Below are 23,502 nucleotides of genomic sequence, written 5' to 3' on the forward strand. Positions count from 1 at the left end.
AAAGATGTTAAAACAAATTTAGTCTGCCTATTCGTTGAACCGCTTCACGCAATCGTTCCTCATCACTGAGGAGGCCGACTCTGACATAGCCTTCCCCATGCCTGCCAAAACCAATCCCAGGTGCGACGGCAACCTTCGCCTCTCTAAGCAACAAGTCAGCAAAGGAGTCTGAGGAATATCCGGCAGGAACGGGCAGCCAGCTGAAGAAAGAACCGCTGGGTCGATTGGCCTTCCATCCGATCTGATCCAGTTCACTGAAGAGCGCATTCCGACGAGATTCATAGCGGTGAACAAGCTTATTTACACTATCCTGTGATGAAGTCAGCGCAGTTGCGGCCGCGGCCTGGATCCCGCCGAATAAGCTGACATACATATGATCCTGCAGTAAATTGATGAGGCTAATGACCTCTCTGTTACCAAGTGCAAATCCGACACGCCAGCCTGCCATGTTGTAAGACTTGGATAGCGTGTAGAATTCGATTCCGACCTCTTTAGCGCCCGGTGTTTGAAGAAAGCTTACAGGCCGTTTTCCGTCAAATCCGATGGCTCCATAGGCAAAATCGCTTGCTACGACGATATTGTGCTGTGCTGCAAATTCAACGGTGTCTTGATAAAATGACAAAGGAGCCGTGACTGCTGTCGGGTTATTCGGATAATTTAGAAACATAAGCTTTGCTTTTTGAACCTGGGGGCTGGGGATTTCATTATAATCAGGTAAAAAGTTGTTTGATTCAAGAAGGGGCATGCCTACCATTTCTGCTCTGGCCAGCGCAATACCTGACCAATAATCAGGATAGCCTGGATCAGGCACAAGACAAACATCCCCTGGATTAAGCAGTACTTGAGGAAGCTCGACCAGCCCGGACTTCCCCCCGAACAAGATGGCTACTTCCTTCTCCGTGTCGAGCTCAACTCCGTAATCCTCCTTATACCGATGAACGATCGCTTCCTTCAAAAAGGAATATCCGCGAAATGGCGAATATTTATGATACAAAGGATTGGCTGAGGCCGATTGAAGAGATTCTACAATGTGGTCCGGTGTTTTTGTATCCGGATTTCCTTGTCCAAGATTAATGACATCATGTCCTGCAGAAATTTCTTGGTTGACTTTTTGAACGAGTGCAGCAAAAAATTGAGTAGGTAAGCTCTTCATGACCTCTGCAGGTTCGATATGAAATGCGGAGGCAGTGAAGGATTCTCGAGCAGATTTCATTTCATCACTCCGGTTCAGTTTGTTAAATAAATTATTATTAATCTAGCATGCTTATTCCAAGCTGTATAGATGGTTTAAAGTGCTGAAGAGTGATCAGGGATCGGAAAGGGGTGCAGGATGAACATACAGAGTATGGATACCGAAACCGTACAGCAGCATGACAATATGAAGCTGGCATTACTGCAGTGCGATATTAAGATTGGTGATACAGCAGCTAATCGGGAACGGATACAGCAATTGATTCATGAAACAATACAGAAGCACCCTGATGTGAAGGTGATTCTTCTGCCGGAAATGTGGAACACCGGTTATGCCTTGACCGAAATTCATGAGCTTGTCGATGATGAGGGAAGGGTCGAACGAGAGTGGATCAGCGAGTATGCTAAACACTACAAGGTAAATATTGTGGCTGGCTCCATTGCAGAGAAAAAGAATGGGAAAATATATAACAGCATGTATGTGTTTGACATGTATGGAGAACAGGTGGCACGTTACGCAAAGCTGCATTTGTTTCGATTAATGGATGAGGAAAAGTATCTCACGGCAGGAGATGAACCCGTTACCTTTACCTTAGATGACAAATGGTGCTGCGGAGCGTCGATCTGTTACGATATTCGATTCCCCGAGCTTATTAGATCGCTCGCTCTTAAGGGGGCAAAAATGCTGTTTGTACCGGCAGAATGGCCGCAGCCTAGACTTCACCACTGGCGGACTCTGCTGATGGCTCGAGCGATTGAAAATCAGATGTATGTTATCTCCTGTAACCGGGTGGGAACAAGCGGAAGCACTTCCTTCTTTGGTCATTCGATGATTATTGACCCGTGGGGCGAAATTGTCGCTGAAGGTAAAGAGAATGAAGAGATTCTGGTGGGAAGCATAGATCCTGCTATGGTAGATGCAGTGAGAGAGCGGATTCCGGTATTTGAGGACAGAAGACCAGAAATCTATCTAAAAAAATAAATAAAAAATGGAATGGTGATGTTTCGTTTCCTTGGGACAGGTTAATATATAGTATCCCGTCACCAAAGGAGGATGATCACCATGGATTACCGCAAGGCTAACCATCTGGAAGACAAACTCAGGCGACAGGTTCACAAATTCGTAAGAGATGATAGGCACAGGCCTTTCTTAGAGAGCCGTGAGGGAGATTTATCACCCCCGTGAGTACTTTGAACCGCCGGATACAAATCAATCAAACCGATTGGATTCCGGTAAAAGATTTCAAACCTACCAATGAAGATTGACACTTTGTCCTTAGAAAGTAAGATTACTGTAATGAAATAGACAGGCGGTCCGGGAATGTATCCCGGGCCGCCTGTTCTGTGTATGGTTCGTATTTTTTATTACATAATTACATAGCTCGGCACGTTAGTCTAACAGGGTCTGCATCGTGTCCTTAAAGGTTTGAATGAACGCTTCTGCTGCACCGGAGAGATACCGTCCCTGCCGATAAGCAATAACGAGTGTACGGCTAGGAGCAGGTGCAGTTAAAGGAAGATAAACCGGGACAAATTCACTGCGGGGAGCTCTTGCAATAAAACGGGGGACGAGCGTAATGCCCATTCCGGTTGCAACCAGTGATTTGACCGTTTCCATATTGTTGCTCTCAAACACGACTTTGGGCTCGAAGCCCGCTTGCTGACACAGATCAAAGGTCAGCTTGCGAAAGCCTTGTCCCTTCTTAAGAACAATGAATGATTCATCCACGAGCTCTGCGATGTCGACCGTCAAGTCAGGATACTCCTCCCATTTACATGCAAGCGGATGCTCCTTCGGAACAGCAAGATCAATTTGCTCTTCTGCAATTTCTACATAAGAGAGGGAGGACTCCTGAAGCGGAAGTGAGAGCAGGCTTAGATCCGTCTTTCCGATGGCTGTTAACTTCTCCAGATTCATAGAAGAGTCCTCAAGCAGCGTAATTTCAATATCAGGATAATGGTCACGAAAAGCCGGGAGAACATAAGGCAATAAATGAGAGCCTGTAATCGGCATACTGCCAAAAATAACTTTACCCTTTCGCACTTGGGAAATATCGGCCATCTCTTGCTTCAGCAGCTCCACAGCATCTAAAATGTCGCTTGCCTTGGATACGAAGGAAGCTCCCGCATGTGTCAGCTCTACCGAGCTTGTATTGCGCTGAAACAAGAGAACGCCAAGCTCCTTCTCCAGCTTAGACAGCTGCTGACTGAGTGATGGCTGTGCGATATGCAGCTTCTCGGCCGCTCTTGAGAAGTTTTTTTCGGATGCGATTTGTAAGGCGTATTGTAATTGTCGAAGTTCCATGGGAAGGTCACGTCCTTAAGAAGATTTCCGAATGTTGAGTACCATGTTTATCTATTATATAGGAAATTCCTCTAAAGCGATAATTAGCTAATCATGATAATTAATAAGGGATAATATCTTGATTCTTACAGAACAATAAATAGATGATTTCCTTTCTAGAGGATCAAATGAAGCTGACTAAGGAGTATATCTTATGAATAGGATCGTTTACCGTCTGGTAACAGCTGTGTTGATGACAAGTGTGATTATTGTTTATACGGCCCTTATGACCAATCCAACAGCTGCAGCAGCGGCGCAGCCTGAGTATGCACAGTGGGGTAACATCGCCGTGCAGGAGGCAAAGAAGCATTATAATGCGGTGATCACCGATTATCAGCATTTGGGACGCAGGGTGCTGACAAACCAAATAGCAGAAGAGAGATTTCGCTTAATCGTGAAAAAGGACGGTTCTGAGTTTCCAGTTACGGTTATCGTAAAATTTAATTCACGCAGCAATGAGCTGATTGATGTGTTATTCAGCGAATAAGAAAAGGATACGGAATTAGTACATGGACTGGAATTTGTCTATAGGGCAATCCTATCAGATCTATAGTTTTTATATCTTGGAACAATATGTCTTGCTCATGTTATATTGGGTCTAATAAAGCACGGCATGACCTTGCCGTCACAATAGATCGAATAATAACTTTGAGGTGAGAATAATGAGCAAAAAGACGATGTTCGAGAAAATCTGGGATAATCACGTCATTACGCAGGAGGAAGGAAAACCAAGCATCCTCTATATTGATTTGCACCTTGTACATGAAGTAACGTCCCCGCAGGCGTTTGAAGGTCTTCGTCTCAGCGGTCGCAAGGTTCGCCGCCCAGAGCTCACTTTTGCAACGATGGATCATAACGTGCCAACACAAGACCGATTCAATATCAAGGACCCAATCTCTAAGCAGCAGATCGATACCTTGTCTAAGAACTGCCACGATTTTGGTGTCAAGCTGTTTGACCTTGATACGATTGATCAAGGGGTAGTACACGTAATGGGACCGGAGCTCGGACTTACTCATCCGGGTAAGACCATCGTGTGCGGTGACAGTCATACATCTACACACGGTGCTTTTGGAGCACTTGCATTCGGTATCGGTACTAGTGAGGTTGAGCATGTACTGGCAACACAGTGCCTTCAACAGGCCAAAGCCAAAACGATGGAAGTACGCTTTGTAGGTAACCGCAAGCCTGGAGTAACGGCTAAAGATATGATTCTGGGCGTTATTGCGAAATATGGTACAGACTTTGCTACAGGTTATGTCATTGAATATACAGGAGAAGCGATTCGGAGCCTCAGCATGGAAGAAAGAATGACCGTCTGCAACATGTCTATTGAAGGCGGTGCAAGAGCAGGGATGATCGCTCCTGATGAAACAACCTACACTTATCTTCAAGGCAAGCAGTATGTCCCTCAAGGTGACAGCTTCGAAGAAGCGAAACAAAGATGGGACGCTCTGACGACAGACGAAGGCGCTGAATTTGATGTAGTGGTAGAGTTTGATGTTGAATCCCTTATCCCTCAGGTAACTTGGGGAACCAGTCCAGGTATGGGTACGGATATTACTTCCCGTGTGCCTGTTCCAGCAGAGCTTCCGACAGAGAATGAACGCAAAGCAGCGGAAAAAGCAATCGAATACATGGGGCTTGTCCCAGGCACGCCGATGTCCGAAATCGAAATCGACTATGTATTTATTGGATCATGCACGAATGGACGGATCGAGGATTTACGAGCTGCAGCTGAAGTCGCACGCGGCTACAAAGTATCCGAGCGGGTAACGGCAATCGTCGTACCAGGCTCCGGACGAGTGAAGCTTCAAGCGGAGAAAGAAGGGCTTGATGTCATATTTAAGGAAGCCGGTTTTGAGTGGCGGGAAGCGGGATGCAGCATGTGTCTTGCAATGAATCCGGATGTGCTTCAACCGGGTCAGCGCTGTGCATCCACCTCCAACCGGAACTTTGAAGGCCGTCAAGGACGCGGTGGAAGAACACATCTGGTATCTCCGGCAATGGCTGCCGCTGCAGCTGTCGAGGGACGGTTTGTAGATGTTCGTGACTGGAAGATCAAAGAAGAAGTAATGAGCTAGGGTCAGCAGATAAAGTTGGGTTATCTTTTGAATCGAGAGGAGAATACAAGCATGGAGGCTTTTACGAAATTAACAGGTCTTGTTGCACCTGTAGACCGAGTGAATGTGGACACGGATGCGATCATTCCGAAGCAATTCCTAAAAAGAATTGAGCGTACGGGATTCGGACAGTTTTTGTTCTATGAATGGAGATTTGATGAACAGGGTAACGAGATTCCTACCTTCTCCTTAAACCAAGATCAATATAAGGGGGCATCTGTTCTCATATCCAGAGCTAACTTTGGCTGCGGATCGTCTCGTGAGCATGCTCCATGGGCAATTCTGGACTACGGATTCCGCTGTGTTATCGCTCCTTCGTTCGCGGATATCTTCTATAATAACTGCTTCAAGAACGGCATCCTTCCAATCAAGCTGTCTGAGGAGCAAGTAGAGGATTTATTCCAGCGTACGAATGCGAACCCGGGTTATGAGCTGAATGTAGACTTGGAGAACAAGACGATTACAGATCAGCAAGGCTTGTCGATCTCATTTGATCTGGATGAGCACCGCAGACAATTCTTGCTGCAAGGGCTTGATGATATCGGCTTAACGCTTCAGCATGAGGATGCCATTACTGCTTACGAGCAGAAGCATGCTGCTAAATTATTTGCATAATACAATCCATTCAATAGACTTAAGAGAATAAACATATCAGTAAGCAGGTCCGGATAAGAGATATCCGGACTTATTTTTTATACACAAAGAGCTATATTTCTCGTGAATGTAATATGAAAGTAACATAGTTGATAGCTGGCATGCTAAAATATGACAAATTCGTAGCACCACAGTGGATACTTTTTTGATATGATGAGATAGATCCGCAACTTTTATCCATTTCTGTCGTCTAATATTTTGTTAATAGCTGGATTCTTTCTGTAATTTAATAGAAAACGAGCTATGTTCAAAAAAAAGCAGAATTGGAAGGGTGACGGATGAAAAGTTAAAAGTTTTAGTCGCATTGCTATGCTTCATGTGGATCTTCCCTGGTCTCGGACAAGCAGCGACAGACATCAAGATCGTTCTCGATGGCAGTCAGTTGAGTCTTCCCTCTGGCGTAAAGGCAGAGAATATCAACAGCAAAGTTATGATACCCATTCGTGTCGTCTCAGAGAAGTTAGGTTACAGTGTCGGTTGGGAGCAGAAGACGAAGACGGTTACTATAAAACAAGATCAAACAGTAATTAAGATGGTAGCTGGCAAGAAGACCGCGACCGTCAATGGTTCTACCGTCAATCTTGACGCTGCGCCAATCATCAAAAATGGAACAACGCTTGTACCCATCCGCTTCGTAGGTGAGACCATGGGATTGCAGGTGAGCTGGAACAATCAAAGCAAGACGGTGTACCTCAATTCAAACAGCGGCTCAGGCGGAAGTGAAATTCCTCCTGCTGGCGGTAACGGCAGTGATTCGAATTTGATTCAAGTGAATGGAATCAGCTTTACGGACAGCAAGCTTATGATTGCAACAAGCGGAGGAGCGGCGCCGACGGCATTCAAAATGTCTGCCCCAGACCGAGTTGTTGTAGACATTCCGAATGCCGAATTCAGCAGCTTGTTCGCAGATACACAAGCGCTTGACATCACCAAGAGCATAGCCGGGCAAATTGTCGTCGATGGTTATGAAGGTGTAGAGAAAGTAAGATATGCGCTCTTCAGCAATGATCCTTCCACAGTACGAGTGGTTATTGATCTGAGCTATGCGATGAATTATAAGATGACTTCCTCGAATGCAGGCTTGATTACCGTTACATTGGATACGGATAGTGGTACAACGACACCGCCGGCGACGAAGAAGAAAACGGTTGTTATTGATGCAGGGCATGGAGATCAGGATCCAGGCGCAATCGGAGTAACAGGCAAATATGAGAAGAACTTTACCTTGACGATGGCACTCAAGATCGAACAGCTCCTTAAAAAGGAGCCGGGCATTAACGTTATTACGACTCGTGATGATGATACATTCCTTGAACTGTCCGAACGAGTTAAAATCGCAAACAATGCAAAGGCAGATGTATTTCTATCGATTCATGCGAATGCCGGACCGGCATCGGCAACAGGTTCAGAAACTTACTATAACCGTTCCAACAGCAAGTCACTGGCGAACACAGTGCACAAGTACATGGTACAGGCTGCAGGTCTTAGAGACCGTGGGGTCAAAACAGGTAATTTTGCCGTTATAAGAGATACGACAATGCCTGCAATATTGCTCGAGGTTGGATTCCTCAGCAACAAGAACGATGAAGCAGCACTCTTTAATACAACCTTCCAGAATCGTGTAGCAGAAGGCGTAGTGAAGGGCATCAAGGAATACTTGGGATTGTAGAATCCAAATGGATGAAGCAGCAAGAGCTTGTGAATGAAAGAAATGACAATCCTTAAACGTCTCTACAATTAGCAGACAGTACATTCTTCGTTCGAACGATTTAATAGCTGACAAAAAAGGGTGATAGAGATGATGAGAAAAAAATGGTGGATGGTCGCATTATTGGCTGTATCACTGACTACACTTGCAGCCTGCGGAAACAATCCAACCGCCTCTCCACCGAATTCCGATTCGGAACAGCAAACAGGCAGTGAAACGGATCCGCAAACGGATGATACACAAGGAGAAACGGAGCCGGCTGAACCTCAAACGCCTCCCGAAGAGAGCAACACTACTGGAAATGGAGGGACAAGCACCGGCGGCACGAATGGAAGCTCTAGTGAGCAAGCTGAGGATGTAGAGACCAAGGAAGCTGACATTCAGGTCTATTACACCGATCCGGAGCTGCTTGAGGTGAAGTCTGCGACGCAAACGATCTCTTACAAAGCGGATTGGAGTAAGTATGAAGCTGCCTTTAAGGCACTTCAGCACAGTGACAGCGAAGAGCTGGTTCCATTGTGGTCTGAAGAAATAACCATTAATAAGCTGGAAGTCGATGGAGGAAATATTACACTTGATCTGAAAATTCCAGCAACCGCAAATCTGGGATCGAGCGGAGAATCCTTTGCTATTGATGCCCTGAAGCAGACCTTCTTCCAATTCGAAGAAGTAGAGTCACTTGAGCTGCTTGTTGATGGTGAGCAGAAAGAAAGTTTGATGGGACATGTTGAATTAGAACATCCCATGACAAGAGAATAGATATAGGTGAATCCATTTCATAAACTTTATACTTTTATGGAATGGATTCCAACTATACAGCAATATCTTGCTGACGATCATGGTATACAAATTGATGTGCACATATAGAGAGGAGAAGTAATCTTGACTTTCAAACCTAGCGATATCAATGCCAAGCATTCCAAAAAAATGGTATCTGCCATGCTCGCCAGTCTGATGGCGCTGAGTGCCGGTGCGGGAGTGGCGGGAGCTGATACAGCTCCCGCTGCTGTCACGACGGCGGCTCAAGGCGCATTCAGCGATGTAAAGAGCGGATACTGGGCAGAAAAGCATATATACAAACTTGCATCTCTAGACATCTTGGTGGGAGACAGAGGGCTGTTTAGACCGGGAGATGCAGTGACCAAGCAGGAAGCTGTGACCATAGCCATTCGATTTATGAACCAGAAATCCAACCTGCCTGCTGGCAGCAGTATAAAATTACCTGATGGCATTAGCACGAGTGAGTATGCCAAATCCTATGTATCTCTTGCTTTTGATCTGGGTCTGCTAGAGGAAGCAGAAGAAGCTAAGGGGATTTCAGAGAAGGCGATTTGGGGGCAGCAGGCAGCTTCGAGAGAATGGATCGCGAAGCTTGTCATTAGAGCCATTGGTAAAGAAGCGGAAGCAAACGCAGCAGGAAGTGCCAATTCCAGCTTCGTTGATGACAGCCAAATTACAGTAGCCAATAAGCCTTATGTCAACCTGGCGGCAGAGCTTGAAATTGCACAAGGAACAACAGGCAATAAATTTAATCCGCAAGGCACTGTAACTCGAGCTGAGATAACAGCATTCTTCAATCGCGGCAGTGAATACACCGATTATAAATATGAGAATCAGTACAAAGGATACATAACCGAACGAACAGACAGCAAATTAACTTTGTACACGGGAAGCGAATATGTAAGCTTTACTATTAATCCAGCTACAGCGTTTTATAATCGTTCATCTTCATCCAAAATCGCGCCATCCGATATTAAACTGTACACAGAAATGGTTGTATCAGGTACAAATTTCAATGCAGCCTATGTAGAGAGCACAAGTGATACTCCTCAGGTTGAAGCCATTGAAGGCAGCTTTGAACGTCTGTCAGGCAACAAATTATGGATGTTCACCGGAGATACGTATCAAGAGTTTGCATATACGGATCGTACGGTTTTCTATGATCAGAATGGGCAAGTGATCAAGCCGGAGAACATGACTGCCGGCAGCATCGTTGAACTACAGCGTGAAACCTTTACCTCAGCCAAAAATCCGGTTGTTGTTCAAGTCAAATCCGGGATGGTTAACAAATCGGCAGAAGGCACCATTCAATCCATTGATCCAGTAGCCGGCACTGTAACGGTGGTGAGCACCACAGGTACAACGGATGTGTTAAAGATTCAGGAAGGAACGACAGTCATTCGTTACCATAACGAGATCGTAGCTTTATCTGAGCTCAAAACAGGCACTGTGATTAAATATTCGATAAAAGATAGTATTACCCAATCCATTGAAGTTACAGCGGGTGTTGAACGTACGGTACGAGGAACCCTGTATGAGCTGGGCTCAAATCTATCAACCATTACTTATGATCGGAATGGGTCACTTGAAGTGAAGCTGCTTGCACCAGATCCGCAAATTATCATTAGTGGTATGGACAATCCCAAGCTGACGGATCTGCTTGCAGACAAAACCTCTGGTGATGAAGTTGAGCTTACGCTGAATGCAGAGGATCAAGTAACCAAGATAGAAGTGCTTAATCGTCAAATGGAACCGCTGAATATGGTTACGGTCGTATCCTATAACAGCAAGACCAAATTACTGACGGTGCTTGATTCTAACCAGAAGCCGCATGTGTTTACACTGAATGATGCAACAAAAGTAGATTACAACAGCACCAAGCCGACGCTATCTGGGATCGAGCCTTATTTGACGGATGGAAGAAAAGTGAACTTAACGACGATTGGCACGCGTGCACTTTCCATTAGTATTGTGTACAAATACGAAGGTACGGTGTCGGAGATTAATACCTCCTCCAAGACAGTGAAGCTGATTCAATCTAATGGGCAAAGCATCAGCATCCCGTATCAATCAGCACCGACGGTTGAACTATATGGCAAGGCTTCGGCATCCTTATCTGATATCAGTATCGGAGATCAAGTAACGGCAATGCTTAGCAGTAATCAGGACAACTTAAGCAAGTTGTATGTCAAATCGGCTGCTCAGTTTGAGGTCGTATCTCTGAATACCTCAAATTATCGGGCAGAAGTGAAAAAAGATGGAGTAACGAGCTCTATTTATGTGGATAGTCTACCGATTACGAATGATAACGGAGCAGTCATCAAGCCTTCGGATCTTCAGAAGGGGATGCTGATTAACGTAGCTTTTGATGGTTCTTCCCCAACGGCTGTATCGGTCGTCAAGCAAACATGGGGCGAAATTAGTTCCATTAACGGTGGAGTTGTCACCTATAAGACGACAACCGGATCAAATGAGACGATAAATGCAGGAAGTAAAGTGAAGGTTGTGAAGAACGGAACGACTTCAAGCAGCATGAGTACACTGATTGAAGGAGATCATGTAATTGTGACTAAGGATGCTGATGGAACACCTGTATTCCAGGTGCTGACACCGCTTAGCAAAACGTTCTGGAAGTACAATGTTGCAGCAAATGAATTGCAGGTCAAGCGTGCATCCATGACAGACAATAACTATCGCTTTAATTTGTCACCAAATGTTTACATTCATGAAGGAGACACGACTTTAAGCGTGCAATCTCTCAAAGATAATGATAATATTGTAGTGTATCTGCTCAATAACGTAGTTATCGAGATTTCTAAACAGTAGTCATTTCTTTAAACGGCAAGCGAAAGAATGACCGTCTTGATACGGACCAAACGTATCAAGACGTTTTTTTTGTGGGAGGTAAGCTCTTCATGAATGCAGCGACAGTACGTCACATTCTTGATACGATCGCAAATATGTTTCCAGACGCTCATTGTGAATTGAACCACAGCAACGCGTTTGAACTCACCATTGCTGTATTGTTATCTGCACAATGTACGGATGAGACTGTGAATAAAGTGACAGCCGATCTATTCCAGAAGTACAAAACACCGGAGGATTATGTCTCCGTGCCGCTCGAAGAGCTCGAGCAGGATATTCGGAGAATCGGATTGTACAGGAACAAGGCAAAGCATATACAAAATTTGTGCCGGATATTAATTGAACAGTACAGAGGAGAAGTTCCTAGCAGGCATGATGAGCTGGTTCTGCTCCCGGGAGTGGGCCGTAAGACGGCGAATGTGGTCGTTTCAAACGCATTCGGAGTCCCAGCCATAGCGGTAGATACTCACGTTGAGCGTGTATCGAAACGGCTGGGATTGGTGAATTGGAAGGATTCTGTGCTTGAGGTCGAGAAGAAGCTGATGAAGAGAGTTCCTATGGATGAATGGACCCTTACGCATCATCGATTAATCTTCTTTGGTCGATACCACTGCAAAGCGCAGGCTCCCAAATGCCAGGTGTGCCCGCTTCTCGATGTATGCCGTGAGGGCAAGAAGCGTATGAAAACGTCCCAAATCAGGAAAGATAAGGAACGTAGTTCATCTGCTTTACCTAAAAAAATTGCAAATGAATAGTAGAGGATGAGTTAACCATGAAATGTATTTCCGTGTATACTGACCAATTTGAAGCTTTTTCTGATATTTTTGAAGAGATCGTTTCAACTGAAATGAGCGAAAATGAAGAAAAAGAAATCGAGGGCATCACAGTGAGCCATTCCGGAGATGTACCCGAGCATTATTTGGAGCGCATGTCTCAGAAGCCTGAAGTGGTTGTAATGAAGGACAAGAGCAGAAATATTACCATTCTTCAGCATGGACAAGTGTTCGAAATCCTGCTTCCTGCGATGGAAAATGCAGTTTAACGAAGCGTTTTCAGCTTAAGCGATTTAACAGCTGAGCCGCTATAGGCAATAGATCATACTTTGACCGGGCACCTTTCATTAGGTACCCGGTTATTTGGTATGAAGAACATTTTGAGCCGCGGTGGTTCATTTCTATCAAGGTCAGTGATAAAATATACATATTTAACGAGATGAAGAGAAGGAGTCTTTAGAGGACATGCTGACGAGTGTAAAGAGACAGAACGACGATTTACGTATGCGTTTACAAGATTTGCAGAAGCTCTTCCTAGACCATGATGATTCGAAGGCTGCAGCGTCAATTGCCGATCTTCAAGGAAAGGCAGAGGCAGGTGAACTGACCCTGGCGTTTTGCGGACATTTTTCGGCAGGAAAATCGAGTCTCATTAACCGCTTATGCGGCAAAAAAGTACTGCCTTCGAGTCCAGTGCCGACAAGTGCGAATGTCGTAGCCATCCGGAATGGTCCGAGACAAGCGAAGATTCATCGAACTGCACCCATTTCGAATCAAGGAGAGCTTTCGGATCAACCTAACCATGAGATAGATGCCGTGAATGCTGCGAGCCTGTATCCCATTACCGTGTCACCCGATGAGCTGGACGAGTACTGCAAGAACGGAGAGCAGTATGCTTATATTGAAGTGTGGGAGCAGGTCGGACTTCTCCAGGAACGAGCAGTTCTGCTGGATACGCCTGGAGTGGATTCAACGGATGGCGCTCACAAGCAAGCGACCGATTCAGCACTGCATTTGGCGGATGCGGTGTTCTATGTGATGGATTATAACCATGTCCAATCCGAGAATAATCTCACTTTTGCGAAAAGTCTGTCAGATTGGGGCAAGCCGCTCTATTTAATTGTAACTCAAATTGACAAGCATCGAGATGAGGAGCTGTCTTTTGCTGAGTACCGGGCTGCGGTAGAAGCTGCGTTTAACGCTTGGGAAGTCTCTTACGCTGGGCTGTTGTTTACAACTCTGCGGAAGCCTGAACATCCATATAACCAGCTGAATGTCCTTCCGGACGTAATAGAGAAGCTGTTGTCCATTCGAACTGATCTGTTGAATCACAGCCTGGCATCCTCGGCGATTCATATTTCGAAGCAATTTCTTATGAGATATGAGGATGGAAGAGAGGAACGCAAAGGAGGGCTCCTGACAGAGCTCGGTGGAGAAGAAGGCGCCGCGAGGCTTGCTGCCCGAAAGCAAGCGATTGAACAAGAAATTCAGGCAGTCACAGAGCTCCCGCAGCTTGAACTCAACCGGATTCGAGATGAAGTGGATCGTCTGCTTCAGAACGCTAATTTGACGCCTGCCGATGTCAGAGAGGCAGCTGGGAAGTACATCGAGAGCCGGCGCCCTGGCTTTAAGGTGGGGTTTCTCTTTTCGGCGGGCAAGACGGAACAGGAGAAGCAGGAACGCTTCAATCAATTCTGGTCCTTGTTCAGCAAGCAGGCAGAAGGCCAGGCAGCATTTCATTTGAGAACCTTGCTCCGCCAATTGGGCCATACGCACGAGCTGTGGAATGAGGAGTGGGATCAGAAGCTGGATGAACAGCTGTACAGTATCGATGAAGGGCTAATCACCTCGAAAAGCACTCCAGACGGAACCGTAACGGGTGAGTATGTGCTGAATTATTGTAAAGAGCTTCGAGCCGAGCTCATTGCAAGGTACCGCAAGTCTGCCCTGGAGCTTGCCGAACAGCTGCTGGAGGGATTAAAGTCTGCGGCTGCAGATAAACATGGAGAGCTGTTAAGGGAGCTTGAAGAGCTCCGCAAACAATCTGCTGCAGCCGAGGCGTTAACGGCGATCGAGCAGGAGATCGCCGCGATGTCCGCTGCCGTGCAGGCTCTGCTGCCGGCAAAAGACCAGCTGACCGCAGGTGCGCTGCCTGCGGTCACGGCCCCTGCTGTGCCTGAGCAGCTCGGCACAGCCTCCGCCGGAATATCAGCCATGTCCACATCGGCTGATATTCCGGCCGCAGCACGCGAGCCCCGCACGAGGCTCGCGCATGCGCCGCTGGCCGCTCGCAGGCACGAGCGGCTAGCCGCTGCGGCAGCCGGCCTTACGCAGGCGGCTGCCCTTGTAGCCCCGTATACCGCCATGAAATCGGCGGTACGGGGGCTCACCGCCCGCGCGGCGTCGCTTGCGGGCGGTACCTTTACCCTGGCGCTGTTTGGTGCCTTCAGCGCCGGGAAGTCCTCCTTCGCCAACGCCTTGCTGGGCGAAGCGGTGCTGCCGGTATCGCCGCATCCAACGACCGCGGCGATCAACCGGATTATGGCGCCAGCCGAAGGGGCGGCACACCGGACGGCGCGGGTTGCGATGAAGACCCGCGATGCCTTATGGCAGGACCTGACCTTCTCTTTTGATCTGCTTGGACTCGGGAAGGCCGAAGAGCATTCCTGGAGAGAAAAGGTTGCTGCGCTGACTCCCCAGCAGGTACACCCGGCAGGAAGACCTCACTACAGCTTCCTCAAGGCAGCAGCTGCTGGATACGATGAAGCAGAGCCTAAGCTTGGAAGTGCGTGGATTGCCAGCATGGACGAATACCGTGCCTATGTGGCAGAGGAGCAGAAGTCCTGTTTCGTGGATTCAATTGATCTGTACTATAACTGTGAATTGACCTCGCAGGGAATTATTTTAGTCGATACGCCTGGGGCGGATTCCATCAACGCGAGACATACGGGTGTAACCTTTAATTATATGAAAAATGCGGATGCTCTCGTATTTGTCACTTACTACAATCATGCTTTCTCACAAGGTGACAGGCAGTTTCTAAATCAGCTTGGAAGAGTCAAGGATGCCAAATCACTGGATAATATGTTTTTTGTCATCAATGCAGCAGACTTGGCATCCTCGGAGGAAGAGCTGGAATTAGTTAAGGAGCATGTAACAAACCAGCTGCAGCACAATGGGGTGCGTGTTCCTAAGGTCTATCCGGTATCCAGTCTGCTGGCACTTCAAGCCAAACAGCAAGGAGATGAAGCCAAGCTGGATGCATCTCGGTTCACTGTATTTGAACGTGCGTTTAGTCATTTTGCCGGAGATGAGCTCCCTGATCTAGCGATCCATGCAGCCAGTAAGGAAGTCGGTTATGTTCGACAGCGTGTGGAGCAATGGATTCGTGATGCCCGACAGGGAGAAGCCGAGCGCCTGGCCCGCAAGCAGAAGCTGACGGATATCAAACAGCACGGACTTGAGCTGTTATCGGCTTATGGCTCATCTAACAAGGATGCGGAAATTGCCCAGGAAATGAAAGAGCTGCTATTCCATGTCGGACAGCGTATCAGCTACCGGATGTCTGAGTTTATGTCTGAAGCTTTTCATCCATCTGTATTGAGAGAAGACCAAGGCGATCTTAAAGGGATATTCCATGCCTCGGGAAGAGAACTTCTGCGAATACTGTATCTCGAAATTGAGCAGGAGCTGCTGGCTACAACACTGCGGATGGAGAGCAAGGGCCAGCGGCTCACTCAAGAGGAAGCAGAACGAACAAGCAGACGACTTGCGGAAATTTCGGATGGCATCCAAGTGTATTCCGAAGTTACTGGCCATTGGGAGACACCTACTCTTAAGAGAACCGATGTGAAAGAGCCGATTGCTTGGAAGAACGTTTGGAAATATTTCAAAAATCCAAAGCACTTTTTCGAAGGACCTGGGAGAAAACAGCTTCAGGCTGCATTGGAGCCGGAATTAAAAGCACTCCTTCTTCAGGAGCTTGAACACAACGAAGCGTATCTGATTACGTATTTTCAAGATTTAACCCGGGCCTCTCTAATGGATCATAAAGAACGAATGGAAGAGCAGTGGTCCGAGGAGATCGCTGGACTGATCGGTGCATTGGAATACGCGAGTGATATCCATACACTGGAAGAGTTAGTCACACGATTAAATGAAGCCCAGGAAAGTTTAATTTAAACCGTTTATTACCTTGAGAAGCATCCCTCCTTTCGGGGCAACCGAAAAGGGATGCTTTTATGTTGACATCACCTAGCTAAGCTGAGAATATCCGACTATTTAATTGAGAGTTGCCCATTATTTCCTGATATTGCCCTTTCAAACCAAAAGAAGCCTGAAAATGAGGTCTTTTTCGCTTTGCCGGGGTTTTAAGCCGGTGATAAACTTCATTAATGTTCATAAGATTTTATACAAGATGAGTAAGATTTTTGAGGAGGAGAAACATGGATGTTCTCAGGCAGCTGCAGGGCTTCTTCTGGTCCAAACGGAATTTGATGTTTATGTCTATTTTTTGTTTGGCCATTGCCACTGCACTCGGGCTCGTGTACCCGAACCTTCTACGCGTGCTGATTGATGATGTCATTACCCCCGGGAATTATGAATACGTTCCCATGCTTGCCCTATCGGTACTAGGCGTAGTGATCATCAAAGCATCATTTCAATTTTTACACGGATTTTTTGGTGCAAGACTAGGGAACTACCTGGCGTATCGTCTTCGGAATGCATGCTATGAGAAGCTGCAATTCTTGTCCTTCCGTTACTATGATACCGCCAAGACAGGTGACCTGATGTCACGCCTAACCGGAGACTTGGAGGCAATTCGTAACTTTATTGGATTTGGATTTGCCCAGATTCTCAATATGGTGCTTATGGTGGTCTTTGGTGCGATTATGATGATCTCCATCAACTGGCAGCTGACATTACTTACCCTTATTTTTATGCCTGTGCTGGTCATTGTCGCCTTGAAATTTGAAACCCAGATTCACCCCGCATTTCAGGAAATGCGGCTGGCTATGAGCTCTTTGACAACCGCTGTCCAAGAGAACATTACCGGAGTACGTACCGTTAAATCCTTTGCCCGAGAGCCTTACGAGGTAGATAAGTTCTCTCTTCGCAACGAACGCTACAAATCGAATCAAATCTTCGCCTCCTCACTGTGGGCCAAGTTCTTCCCAGTTATGGAGCTGCTGGCATCCCTCAGCGTAGTTCTGCTGCTTGTCATCGGAGGAAGACTCGTCATCCATCAGGAGCTGACACTAGGTGAGCTTGTTGCTTTCTTTAGTTTAATTTGGTACATAATCGGACCGATGTGGAACATCGGATTTCATATCAATAACTATACCCAGTCCAAAGCATCTGGTGAGCGGGTGCTGGAGCTGCTAAACCAGCCAATTGACGTACAGGATGGAGAAGATCCTATCACACTGGTGCCGGAGCATGTCAAAGGGCATGTCACCTTCGATCATGTTACGTTTGCCTACGGTAACAAAATTCCTGCTGTTGTGGATATCAATCTGGATGCACCTCCAGGGACAGTGGTCGGCTTCCTAGGCGGCACCGGATCAGGCAAATCGACGATTATCCAGCTGCTTATGCGTGCCTACAACATTTCGAGTGGAACGATTAAGATTGATGGAATAGACATTAACGACATGAATATCAAAAGCTTGCGTAGTCAGATTGCGGCGGTCTTTCAAGAAACCTTCTTGTTCTCGTCCAGTATCCGTAATAACATTTCCTACGGCATGAAGGATGTGTCGATGGATGAAATTATTCGTGTATCCAAGCTGGCAAAAGCCCATGATTTCATCATGGAGATGCCGTTAGGCTACGATACTGTTGTTGGTGAACGCGGAATGGGGCTGTCCGGAGGACAGAAACAGCGGATCGCCATCGCAAGAGCGCTGCTGCTGAATCCGAAGATTCTTGTCCTCGATGATGCAACCAGTGCGGTGGATATGGAAACAGAGCATGAAATTCAGTCCGGATTCCAGGAAGTGATGCGGGGAAGAACGACCTTTATTATCGCCCATCGTATATCTTCGCTGCGTCATGCGGATGAGATCCTTGTGCTAAATGAAGGCCGTGTCGTTCAGCGGGGCACACATGAAGAGCTCATCAGCTCTCCTGGACAATATCAAGATGTATATCATATTCAATACGCAGATCATATTGCCCGCATTAAACGGGCGCCTGGAAAGCAGGTGACACATGAGTAACGATGCAGCTGTCGAAAAACAAAACATTCCAGGTGTGAATGAGAAGAAAGCGCAGGAGCGTTTTGTTTATCAAGACGATGAAGTTATTGAAAAACCATTTAACTGGGGTCAGTTTTCACGACTCTTTTCCTACATGAAACCTTACGCCAAACAGCTGCTTCCGATCGTTATTGTCATGATGGTGCTAGGAACAGTTACAAAATTGACCGTTCCTTATCTTACCAGTCTGGCTATCGACAGAGCGATCGCACCCACGGATGGAAGCAGTCCGAGTCTGACGCTGCTGTATTGGATCGCAGGTGGAATCCTGCTTCTCTATATTATCCAATGGGGAGCAGCCACAATCCGGATCAAATATACGAATATTATTGGGCAGCGGGTAATTTACGATCTAAGATCGGATCTGTTCAAGCATATTCAGAAGCTTTCCTTCTCGTTTTTTGATAAACGGCCGGCGGGCTCGGTTATGGTCCGGATTACAAACGACATTAACTCGCTTCAGGATCTGTTTACGAACGGGGTAGTCAACCTGCTGATTGACTGTGTTCAGCTCGTCGGAATTATAGTCATTCTGATGTTTATTAACTGGAAGCTGGGTCTGGCCGTCGTTCTGACGGTACCGCTCATGTTCTTTATTTCTACGAAATTACGGGTGAAGATTCGGCGGGCATGGCAGGATGTGCGTATGAAGAACTCGCGTATCAACTCGCACTTGAATGAATCTATTCAAGGCATTCGCGTAACCCAAGCTTACACGCAAGAAGAAGAGAACATGAAGTTCTTTGATCAAATGAACATGACGAGCCGTAAATCCTGGAACCGCGCTTCGACGATGAACCAAGCGTTTGGTCCACTGATTGAAATTACGGGCGGAGTGGGTTCCCTCATTTTGTTCTGGTTTGGTGCTTATTTGATTCAAGAAGGGGAGCTGACCATCGGGCTTCTTGTCGCCTTTGCCAACTACGTCGGCAACTTCTGGGATCCGATCAACCGCTTGGGCCAAATGTACAATCAGCTTCTTGTGGCGATGGCATCATCTGAGCGTATTTTTGAATTCATGGATGAGGAGCCGGGCATCGCTGACAAACCAGGAGCGAAGCCGATTCCGAAGATCCAAGGCAATATCAAGTTTGAGAACGTCATATTTGAATATGAGAAGGGACGGCAGGCTCTCAAAGGAATTGATCTTGATGTCGAGGCAGGTCAGTCGATCGCTCTTGTTGGTCATACCGGATCAGGGAAGAGTACGATCATTAATCTGCTGAGCCGTTTCTATGATGTAACAGATGGCAGGCTGACGATTGACGGGTACAATATCCGGGATATTACAATCCGAAGCCTGCGGAGTCAGATTGGTATTGTGCTGCAGGACACGTTTATATTCTCAGGCACGATCCGTGATAATATCAGGTTCGGACGATTGGATGCGACAGACAAGGAAGTCGAGGCAGCGGCCAAAGCCGTCAATGCACATGAATTCATCATGAAACTGCCTGGAGGCTACGAAACGGAAGTGGAGGAGCGAGGCAATGTTCTCTCCATGGGACAGAGACAGCTGCTGTCCTTCGCAAGGGCACTCCTTGCGGATCCTCGGATACTCATACTCGATGAAGCGACAGCGAGCATCGATACCGAAACCGAGCTTAAGATTCAAGATGCACTGAAGGTATTACTTGAAGGAAGAACATCGTTCATGGTAGCCCATCGCTTGTCCACCATTCGCAATGCAGATAACATTATCGTGCTTGATCATGGTGAAATTAAGGAGCAAGGAAATCATGAACAACTTATCCAAAAACAAGGGATTTACAATGGCTTGATCGAAGCCCAATTCAGATTTTTGTAAATTTTATTCGCGAAATTTAAAATTTCCATGTAATATTCACAAGAAATAAGTCGAGCACTCTTGCATTATGTCTCAAGTTCCCCGAAAATAGAGAAATAGATATAGATTTCTCAGGTAGGGGGATTAGAGAGAAAATGTGGGGTGCTCCTTTTTCGGCAGAAACCAAAAAAATGCTGCTGCTTGGCAGCGGTGAACTGGGCAAAGAAGTCGTTATAGAGGCACAAAGACTGGGTGTAGAGACAATTGCAGTTGATCGCTACGACCATGCTCCTGCAATGCAGGTCGCCCATAGGTCCTACTGTATTGACATGCTGAATGCAGAAGCACTCAAAGATTTGATTCGAAAGGAGCAGCCTGATTTTATCATTCCCGAGATCGAGGCGATCGCCACAGAGGCACTCCTAGAGCTTGAACAAGAGGGATTTCGGGTTGTACCTACTGCAAGAGCAACTAGACTTACAATGGATCGTGAAGGTATACGCCGGTTAGCAGCTGAAGAGCTGGGCTTGCCTACGGCAGCCTATCGTTTTGCAGATAGTCTGGAAGAACTAGAGAAGGCAGTTCAAGAACTCGGTACACCTTGTGTTGTCAAACCACTTATGAGCTCTTCTGGCAAGGGACAAACGGTATGCCGTGCTCCAGAGGAGGCGTCAGCAAGCTGGAATGCTGCACTAGAAGGAGCCAGGGCTATTGCAACACGTGTCATTGTAGAAGCTTTTGTTGAATTTGAGAGCGAGATCACGCTGCTTACGGTTCGTTCCTCATCTGGTACTGTATTTTGTCCTCCCATTGGACACATACAGAAGGATGGAGATTATGTAGAATCTTGGCAGCCCCATTTCATGAACGAGGAACAGCTGATCCAAGCACAGCAAATCGCTAAGCGTATTACAGACGAGCTTGGTGGATATGGATTGTTTGGCGTAGAACTCTTCTTGACAAGAGAAGGAGTCATATTCAGTGAAGTTTCTCCTCGGCCGCATGATACAGGGATGGTAACGATGGTTACGCAAGATTTATCGGAATTTGCCCTTCACGTAAGAGCAGTTCTCGGTTTTCCGGTGACCGGTGTTGAACTATTGACACCCGGAGCGTCTGCAACGCTGAAGGCAGATGAAATTACAGCATCTTATATGATTCAAGGTGTTCCGGAAGCACTCGCTCTGCCTCGTACCCAGGTTCGTATATTTGGCAAGCCTGAGACGAAGGTTGGAAGAAGAATGGCTGTTGCACTCAGTGCAGCCAGCAGTGTAGAAGAAGCACGCCAAACGGCAACACAGGCCGCAAATTTGCTGAAAGTGGAGGTAAACCATGTTAAGTAATGTAGAAGCCCCAGTTCTGACCATTCGCTCATGTGAGAAGCAGGATGCAGAGTGTGTTACACATCTCATGCATGAGGTCAGCTATCCAACGACGCCAGGAGTTATGCGGGAGAGGATTGAATCTGCCCAGGTGAATGATAATACCTGTATGCTGGTGGCGGAAATGGATGGAGAGGTTGTAGGAATGCTAGGTCTGCAGTGTGTTCAAACGCATTCAGATCCAGAACAAGCGGCACAAATTACATCTTTGATTGTATGCAAAGCGCATCGCGGAGAAGGTATTGGCCGTAGACTTTTGGAATATGCGGAATCTTGGGCAAGCGAGCACGGCAGTCAGAAACTGCTTATTATCGAGGGCAATCGAGAGCAGCATAAGCCGTCTTACAGTTTTTATGAGCATCTTGGCTTTACGAAACATGGATACCGGTTCAGCAAGAAGCTGTAATCCGAATAGATCATATTATATGTCAGGCAGGTCTCTAATAAGACACTGCTAACTTAACCTAACGATCTCTGATCGTTAGGTTTTTTTGTTTCCGCATTTTACGCAGGTCAAAACTATGAAGTGAAGAGTGTAAATCTAGCAGAATGGAATCGTTCAAGCTGTCGGAATTATTACATTTTGGTTACGTAAATTTAACCTTTACCAAAATTTATGGGTTAACAAATCGAAAAAGTGCTGTTATAATCCTAAACATACCAGTTACAAAATTGTAATATTTCATAACTAGGAGCTGATATTTTTGAAGAGATCGTCTATTAAGAAAACAGTCATCGCTGGTAGCTTGAGTGCAGTTCTTGCAGCAGGAATGCTTCTGCCAGGCGCTGGTGTAGCTTCCGCTTCTCCAGCTAAGGATAAGCTCGAAAGCTATCAGCAATCCATTTTAGATTTCCTTAAGGAAAATGGTCATGACGTGAAGGTTGATGGTAACACGATTACGATCGGCGGGAAAGTCATTACCGTTGGTGGTAACACAACTCAAAAACCGGATACAGGATCTAACACAGGCTCGAATACTGGATCTGAAACAGGATCTAGCAACGGATCTAACACCGGATCTAACACTGGTTCCAATACGGGATCTAACACTGGTTCCAATTCTGGCTCTGGTAACACTTCTACAGACTCCAGCTCTGTTGTCTCCGCATATGCGAAGGAAGTTGTTGCCTTGGTTAACAAGGAACGTGCAGCAGGTGGTCTCAAACCACTTACAATTCATACGAATCTGACAAAAATGGCCGTAGCGAAAGCGAAGGACATGAGTGACAACAATTACTTCAGTCACACATCTCCAACTTACGGTTCTCCATTCGATATGATGAAGACTTTCGGTATCAGCTACAGCTATGCTGGTGAGAACATTGCCAAAGGGCAAAAAACACCTGCTGAAGTAGTTAAAGCATGGATGAACAGTCCTGGACACAAAGCCAACATCATGAACAAAAACTTTACACTTATTGGTGTAGGGTATGTGAATGGTTACTGGGCTCAGGAATTTGTCGGAAAATAAGTTTTTGTCAAATGAATTTCATAACGCATTATCAAGGTAATATGAAATTGATTCAGTTAGTAAGGCTTTAAATGACCCTTAAGTCATCTCAAGCAAAATGCCATATTTTTTAGGTGCAAACATATTATGCTGTTGTTTTGGGATCTCCGTAACCGGAGGTTCTT

17 protein-coding genes are annotated in these 23,502 nt (G+C 46.4%); 15 read left to right on the forward strand and 2 right to left on the reverse strand.

Features of this window, described 5'->3' with window-relative positions:
* Window positions 1-7: 7 nt before the first annotated feature.
* On the reverse strand, window positions 8-1,213 hold the full coding sequence (locus TCA2_RS08775) for a pyridoxal phosphate-dependent aminotransferase (RefSeq protein WP_047911182.1): 1,206 nt from the start codon (window positions 1,211-1,213) through the stop codon (window positions 8-10).
* A gap of 117 nt (window positions 1,214-1,330) precedes the next feature.
* Here TCA2_RS08775 and TCA2_RS08780 point away from each other — a divergent pair, with 117 nt between their 5' ends.
* Window positions 1,331-2,173: a carbon-nitrogen family hydrolase gene (locus tag TCA2_RS08780; RefSeq protein WP_238546323.1), complete on the forward strand. Its 843-nt coding sequence runs from the start codon at window positions 1,331-1,333 to the stop codon at window positions 2,171-2,173.
* 408 nt (window positions 2,174-2,581) lie between these two features.
* On the opposite strand, the gene TCA2_RS08785 is transcribed toward TCA2_RS08780, so the two are convergent.
* Window positions 2,582-3,496: a LysR family transcriptional regulator gene (locus TCA2_RS08785; RefSeq protein ID WP_047911183.1), complete on the reverse strand. Its 915-nt coding sequence runs from the start codon at window positions 3,494-3,496 to the stop codon at window positions 2,582-2,584.
* 193 nt (window positions 3,497-3,689) lie between these two features.
* Here TCA2_RS08785 and TCA2_RS08790 point away from each other — a divergent pair, with 193 nt between their 5' ends.
* The 14 genes from TCA2_RS08790 (at window position 3,690) to TCA2_RS08855 (ending at window position 23,338) form a co-directional block, all read left to right on the forward strand.
* On the forward strand, window positions 3,690-4,022 hold the full coding sequence (locus tag TCA2_RS08790; RefSeq protein WP_047911184.1) for a DUF3889 domain-containing protein: 333 nt from the start codon (window positions 3,690-3,692) through the stop codon (window positions 4,020-4,022).
* A 175-nt stretch (window positions 4,023-4,197) separates the two neighbouring features.
* Window positions 4,198-5,619 carry a 3-isopropylmalate dehydratase large subunit gene (gene leuC, locus TCA2_RS08795; protein ID WP_047911185.1) on the forward strand — a complete coding sequence of 474 codons (1,422 nt, stop codon included), beginning with the start codon at window positions 4,198-4,200 and terminating at the stop codon, window positions 5,617-5,619.
* 51 nt (window positions 5,620-5,670) lie between these two features.
* Window positions 5,671-6,273: a 3-isopropylmalate dehydratase small subunit gene (gene leuD / locus TCA2_RS08800; protein ID WP_047911186.1), complete on the forward strand. Its 603-nt coding sequence runs from the start codon at window positions 5,671-5,673 to the stop codon at window positions 6,271-6,273.
* Between the two features lie 355 nt (window positions 6,274-6,628).
* On the forward strand, window positions 6,629-7,981 hold the full coding sequence (locus TCA2_RS08805; RefSeq protein ID WP_047911262.1) for an N-acetylmuramoyl-L-alanine amidase family protein: 1,353 nt from the start codon (window positions 6,629-6,631) through the stop codon (window positions 7,979-7,981).
* 129 nt (window positions 7,982-8,110) lie between these two features.
* On the forward strand, window positions 8,111-8,779 hold the full coding sequence (locus TCA2_RS08810; RefSeq protein WP_238546324.1) for a GerMN domain-containing protein: 669 nt from the start codon (window positions 8,111-8,113) through the stop codon (window positions 8,777-8,779).
* A 123-nt stretch (window positions 8,780-8,902) separates the two neighbouring features.
* Window positions 8,903-11,626 (forward strand): S-layer homology domain-containing protein, encoded by a 2,724-nt coding sequence (locus tag TCA2_RS08815; RefSeq protein ID WP_052511832.1) that lies wholly within the window; start codon window positions 8,903-8,905, stop codon window positions 11,624-11,626.
* Between the two features lie 89 nt (window positions 11,627-11,715).
* On the forward strand, window positions 11,716-12,420 hold the full coding sequence (nth, locus tag TCA2_RS08820) for an endonuclease III (RefSeq protein WP_047911188.1): 705 nt from the start codon (window positions 11,716-11,718) through the stop codon (window positions 12,418-12,420).
* Between the two features lie 17 nt (window positions 12,421-12,437).
* The gene (locus TCA2_RS08825) at window positions 12,438-12,707 is read left to right on the forward strand and encodes a hypothetical protein (protein WP_047911189.1); all 270 of its coding nucleotides are present in this window, start codon (window positions 12,438-12,440) and stop codon (window positions 12,705-12,707) included.
* Window positions 12,708-12,903: 196 nt separating this feature from the next.
* The gene (locus TCA2_RS08830) at window positions 12,904-16,620 is read left to right on the forward strand and encodes a dynamin family protein (protein WP_052511834.1); all 3,717 of its coding nucleotides are present in this window, start codon (window positions 12,904-12,906) and stop codon (window positions 16,618-16,620) included.
* 263 nt (window positions 16,621-16,883) lie between these two features.
* A complete protein-coding gene (locus TCA2_RS08835) occupies window positions 16,884-18,659 on the forward strand; it encodes an ABC transporter ATP-binding protein (RefSeq protein WP_047911190.1) in 1,776 nt (591 codons plus the stop codon).
* Window positions 18,652-20,505: an ABC transporter ATP-binding protein gene (locus TCA2_RS08840; RefSeq protein WP_047911191.1), complete on the forward strand. Its 1,854-nt coding sequence runs from the start codon at window positions 18,652-18,654 to the stop codon at window positions 20,503-20,505. The genes TCA2_RS08835 and TCA2_RS08840 overlap by 8 nt, the downstream gene beginning before the upstream one ends.
* A gap of 134 nt (window positions 20,506-20,639) precedes the next feature.
* A complete protein-coding gene (gene purT / locus TCA2_RS08845) occupies window positions 20,640-21,827 on the forward strand; it encodes a formate-dependent phosphoribosylglycinamide formyltransferase (protein WP_047911192.1) in 1,188 nt (395 codons plus the stop codon).
* On the forward strand, window positions 21,817-22,272 hold the full coding sequence (locus tag TCA2_RS08850) for a GNAT family N-acetyltransferase (RefSeq protein WP_047911193.1): 456 nt from the start codon (window positions 21,817-21,819) through the stop codon (window positions 22,270-22,272). Before purT ends, TCA2_RS08850 begins: the two co-directional genes overlap by 11 nt.
* A gap of 298 nt (window positions 22,273-22,570) precedes the next feature.
* Window positions 22,571-23,338, forward strand: coding sequence for a CAP domain-containing protein (locus TCA2_RS08855; RefSeq protein ID WP_047911194.1), 768 nt, complete (start codon window positions 22,571-22,573; stop codon window positions 23,336-23,338).
* Window positions 23,339-23,502: the final 164 nt, after the last annotated feature.

The sequence above is a fragment of the Paenibacillus sp. TCA20 genome, assembly GCF_000732325.1.
GTDB classification, from domain to species: domain Bacteria; phylum Bacillota; class Bacilli; order Paenibacillales; family Paenibacillaceae; genus Paenibacillus; species Paenibacillus urinalis.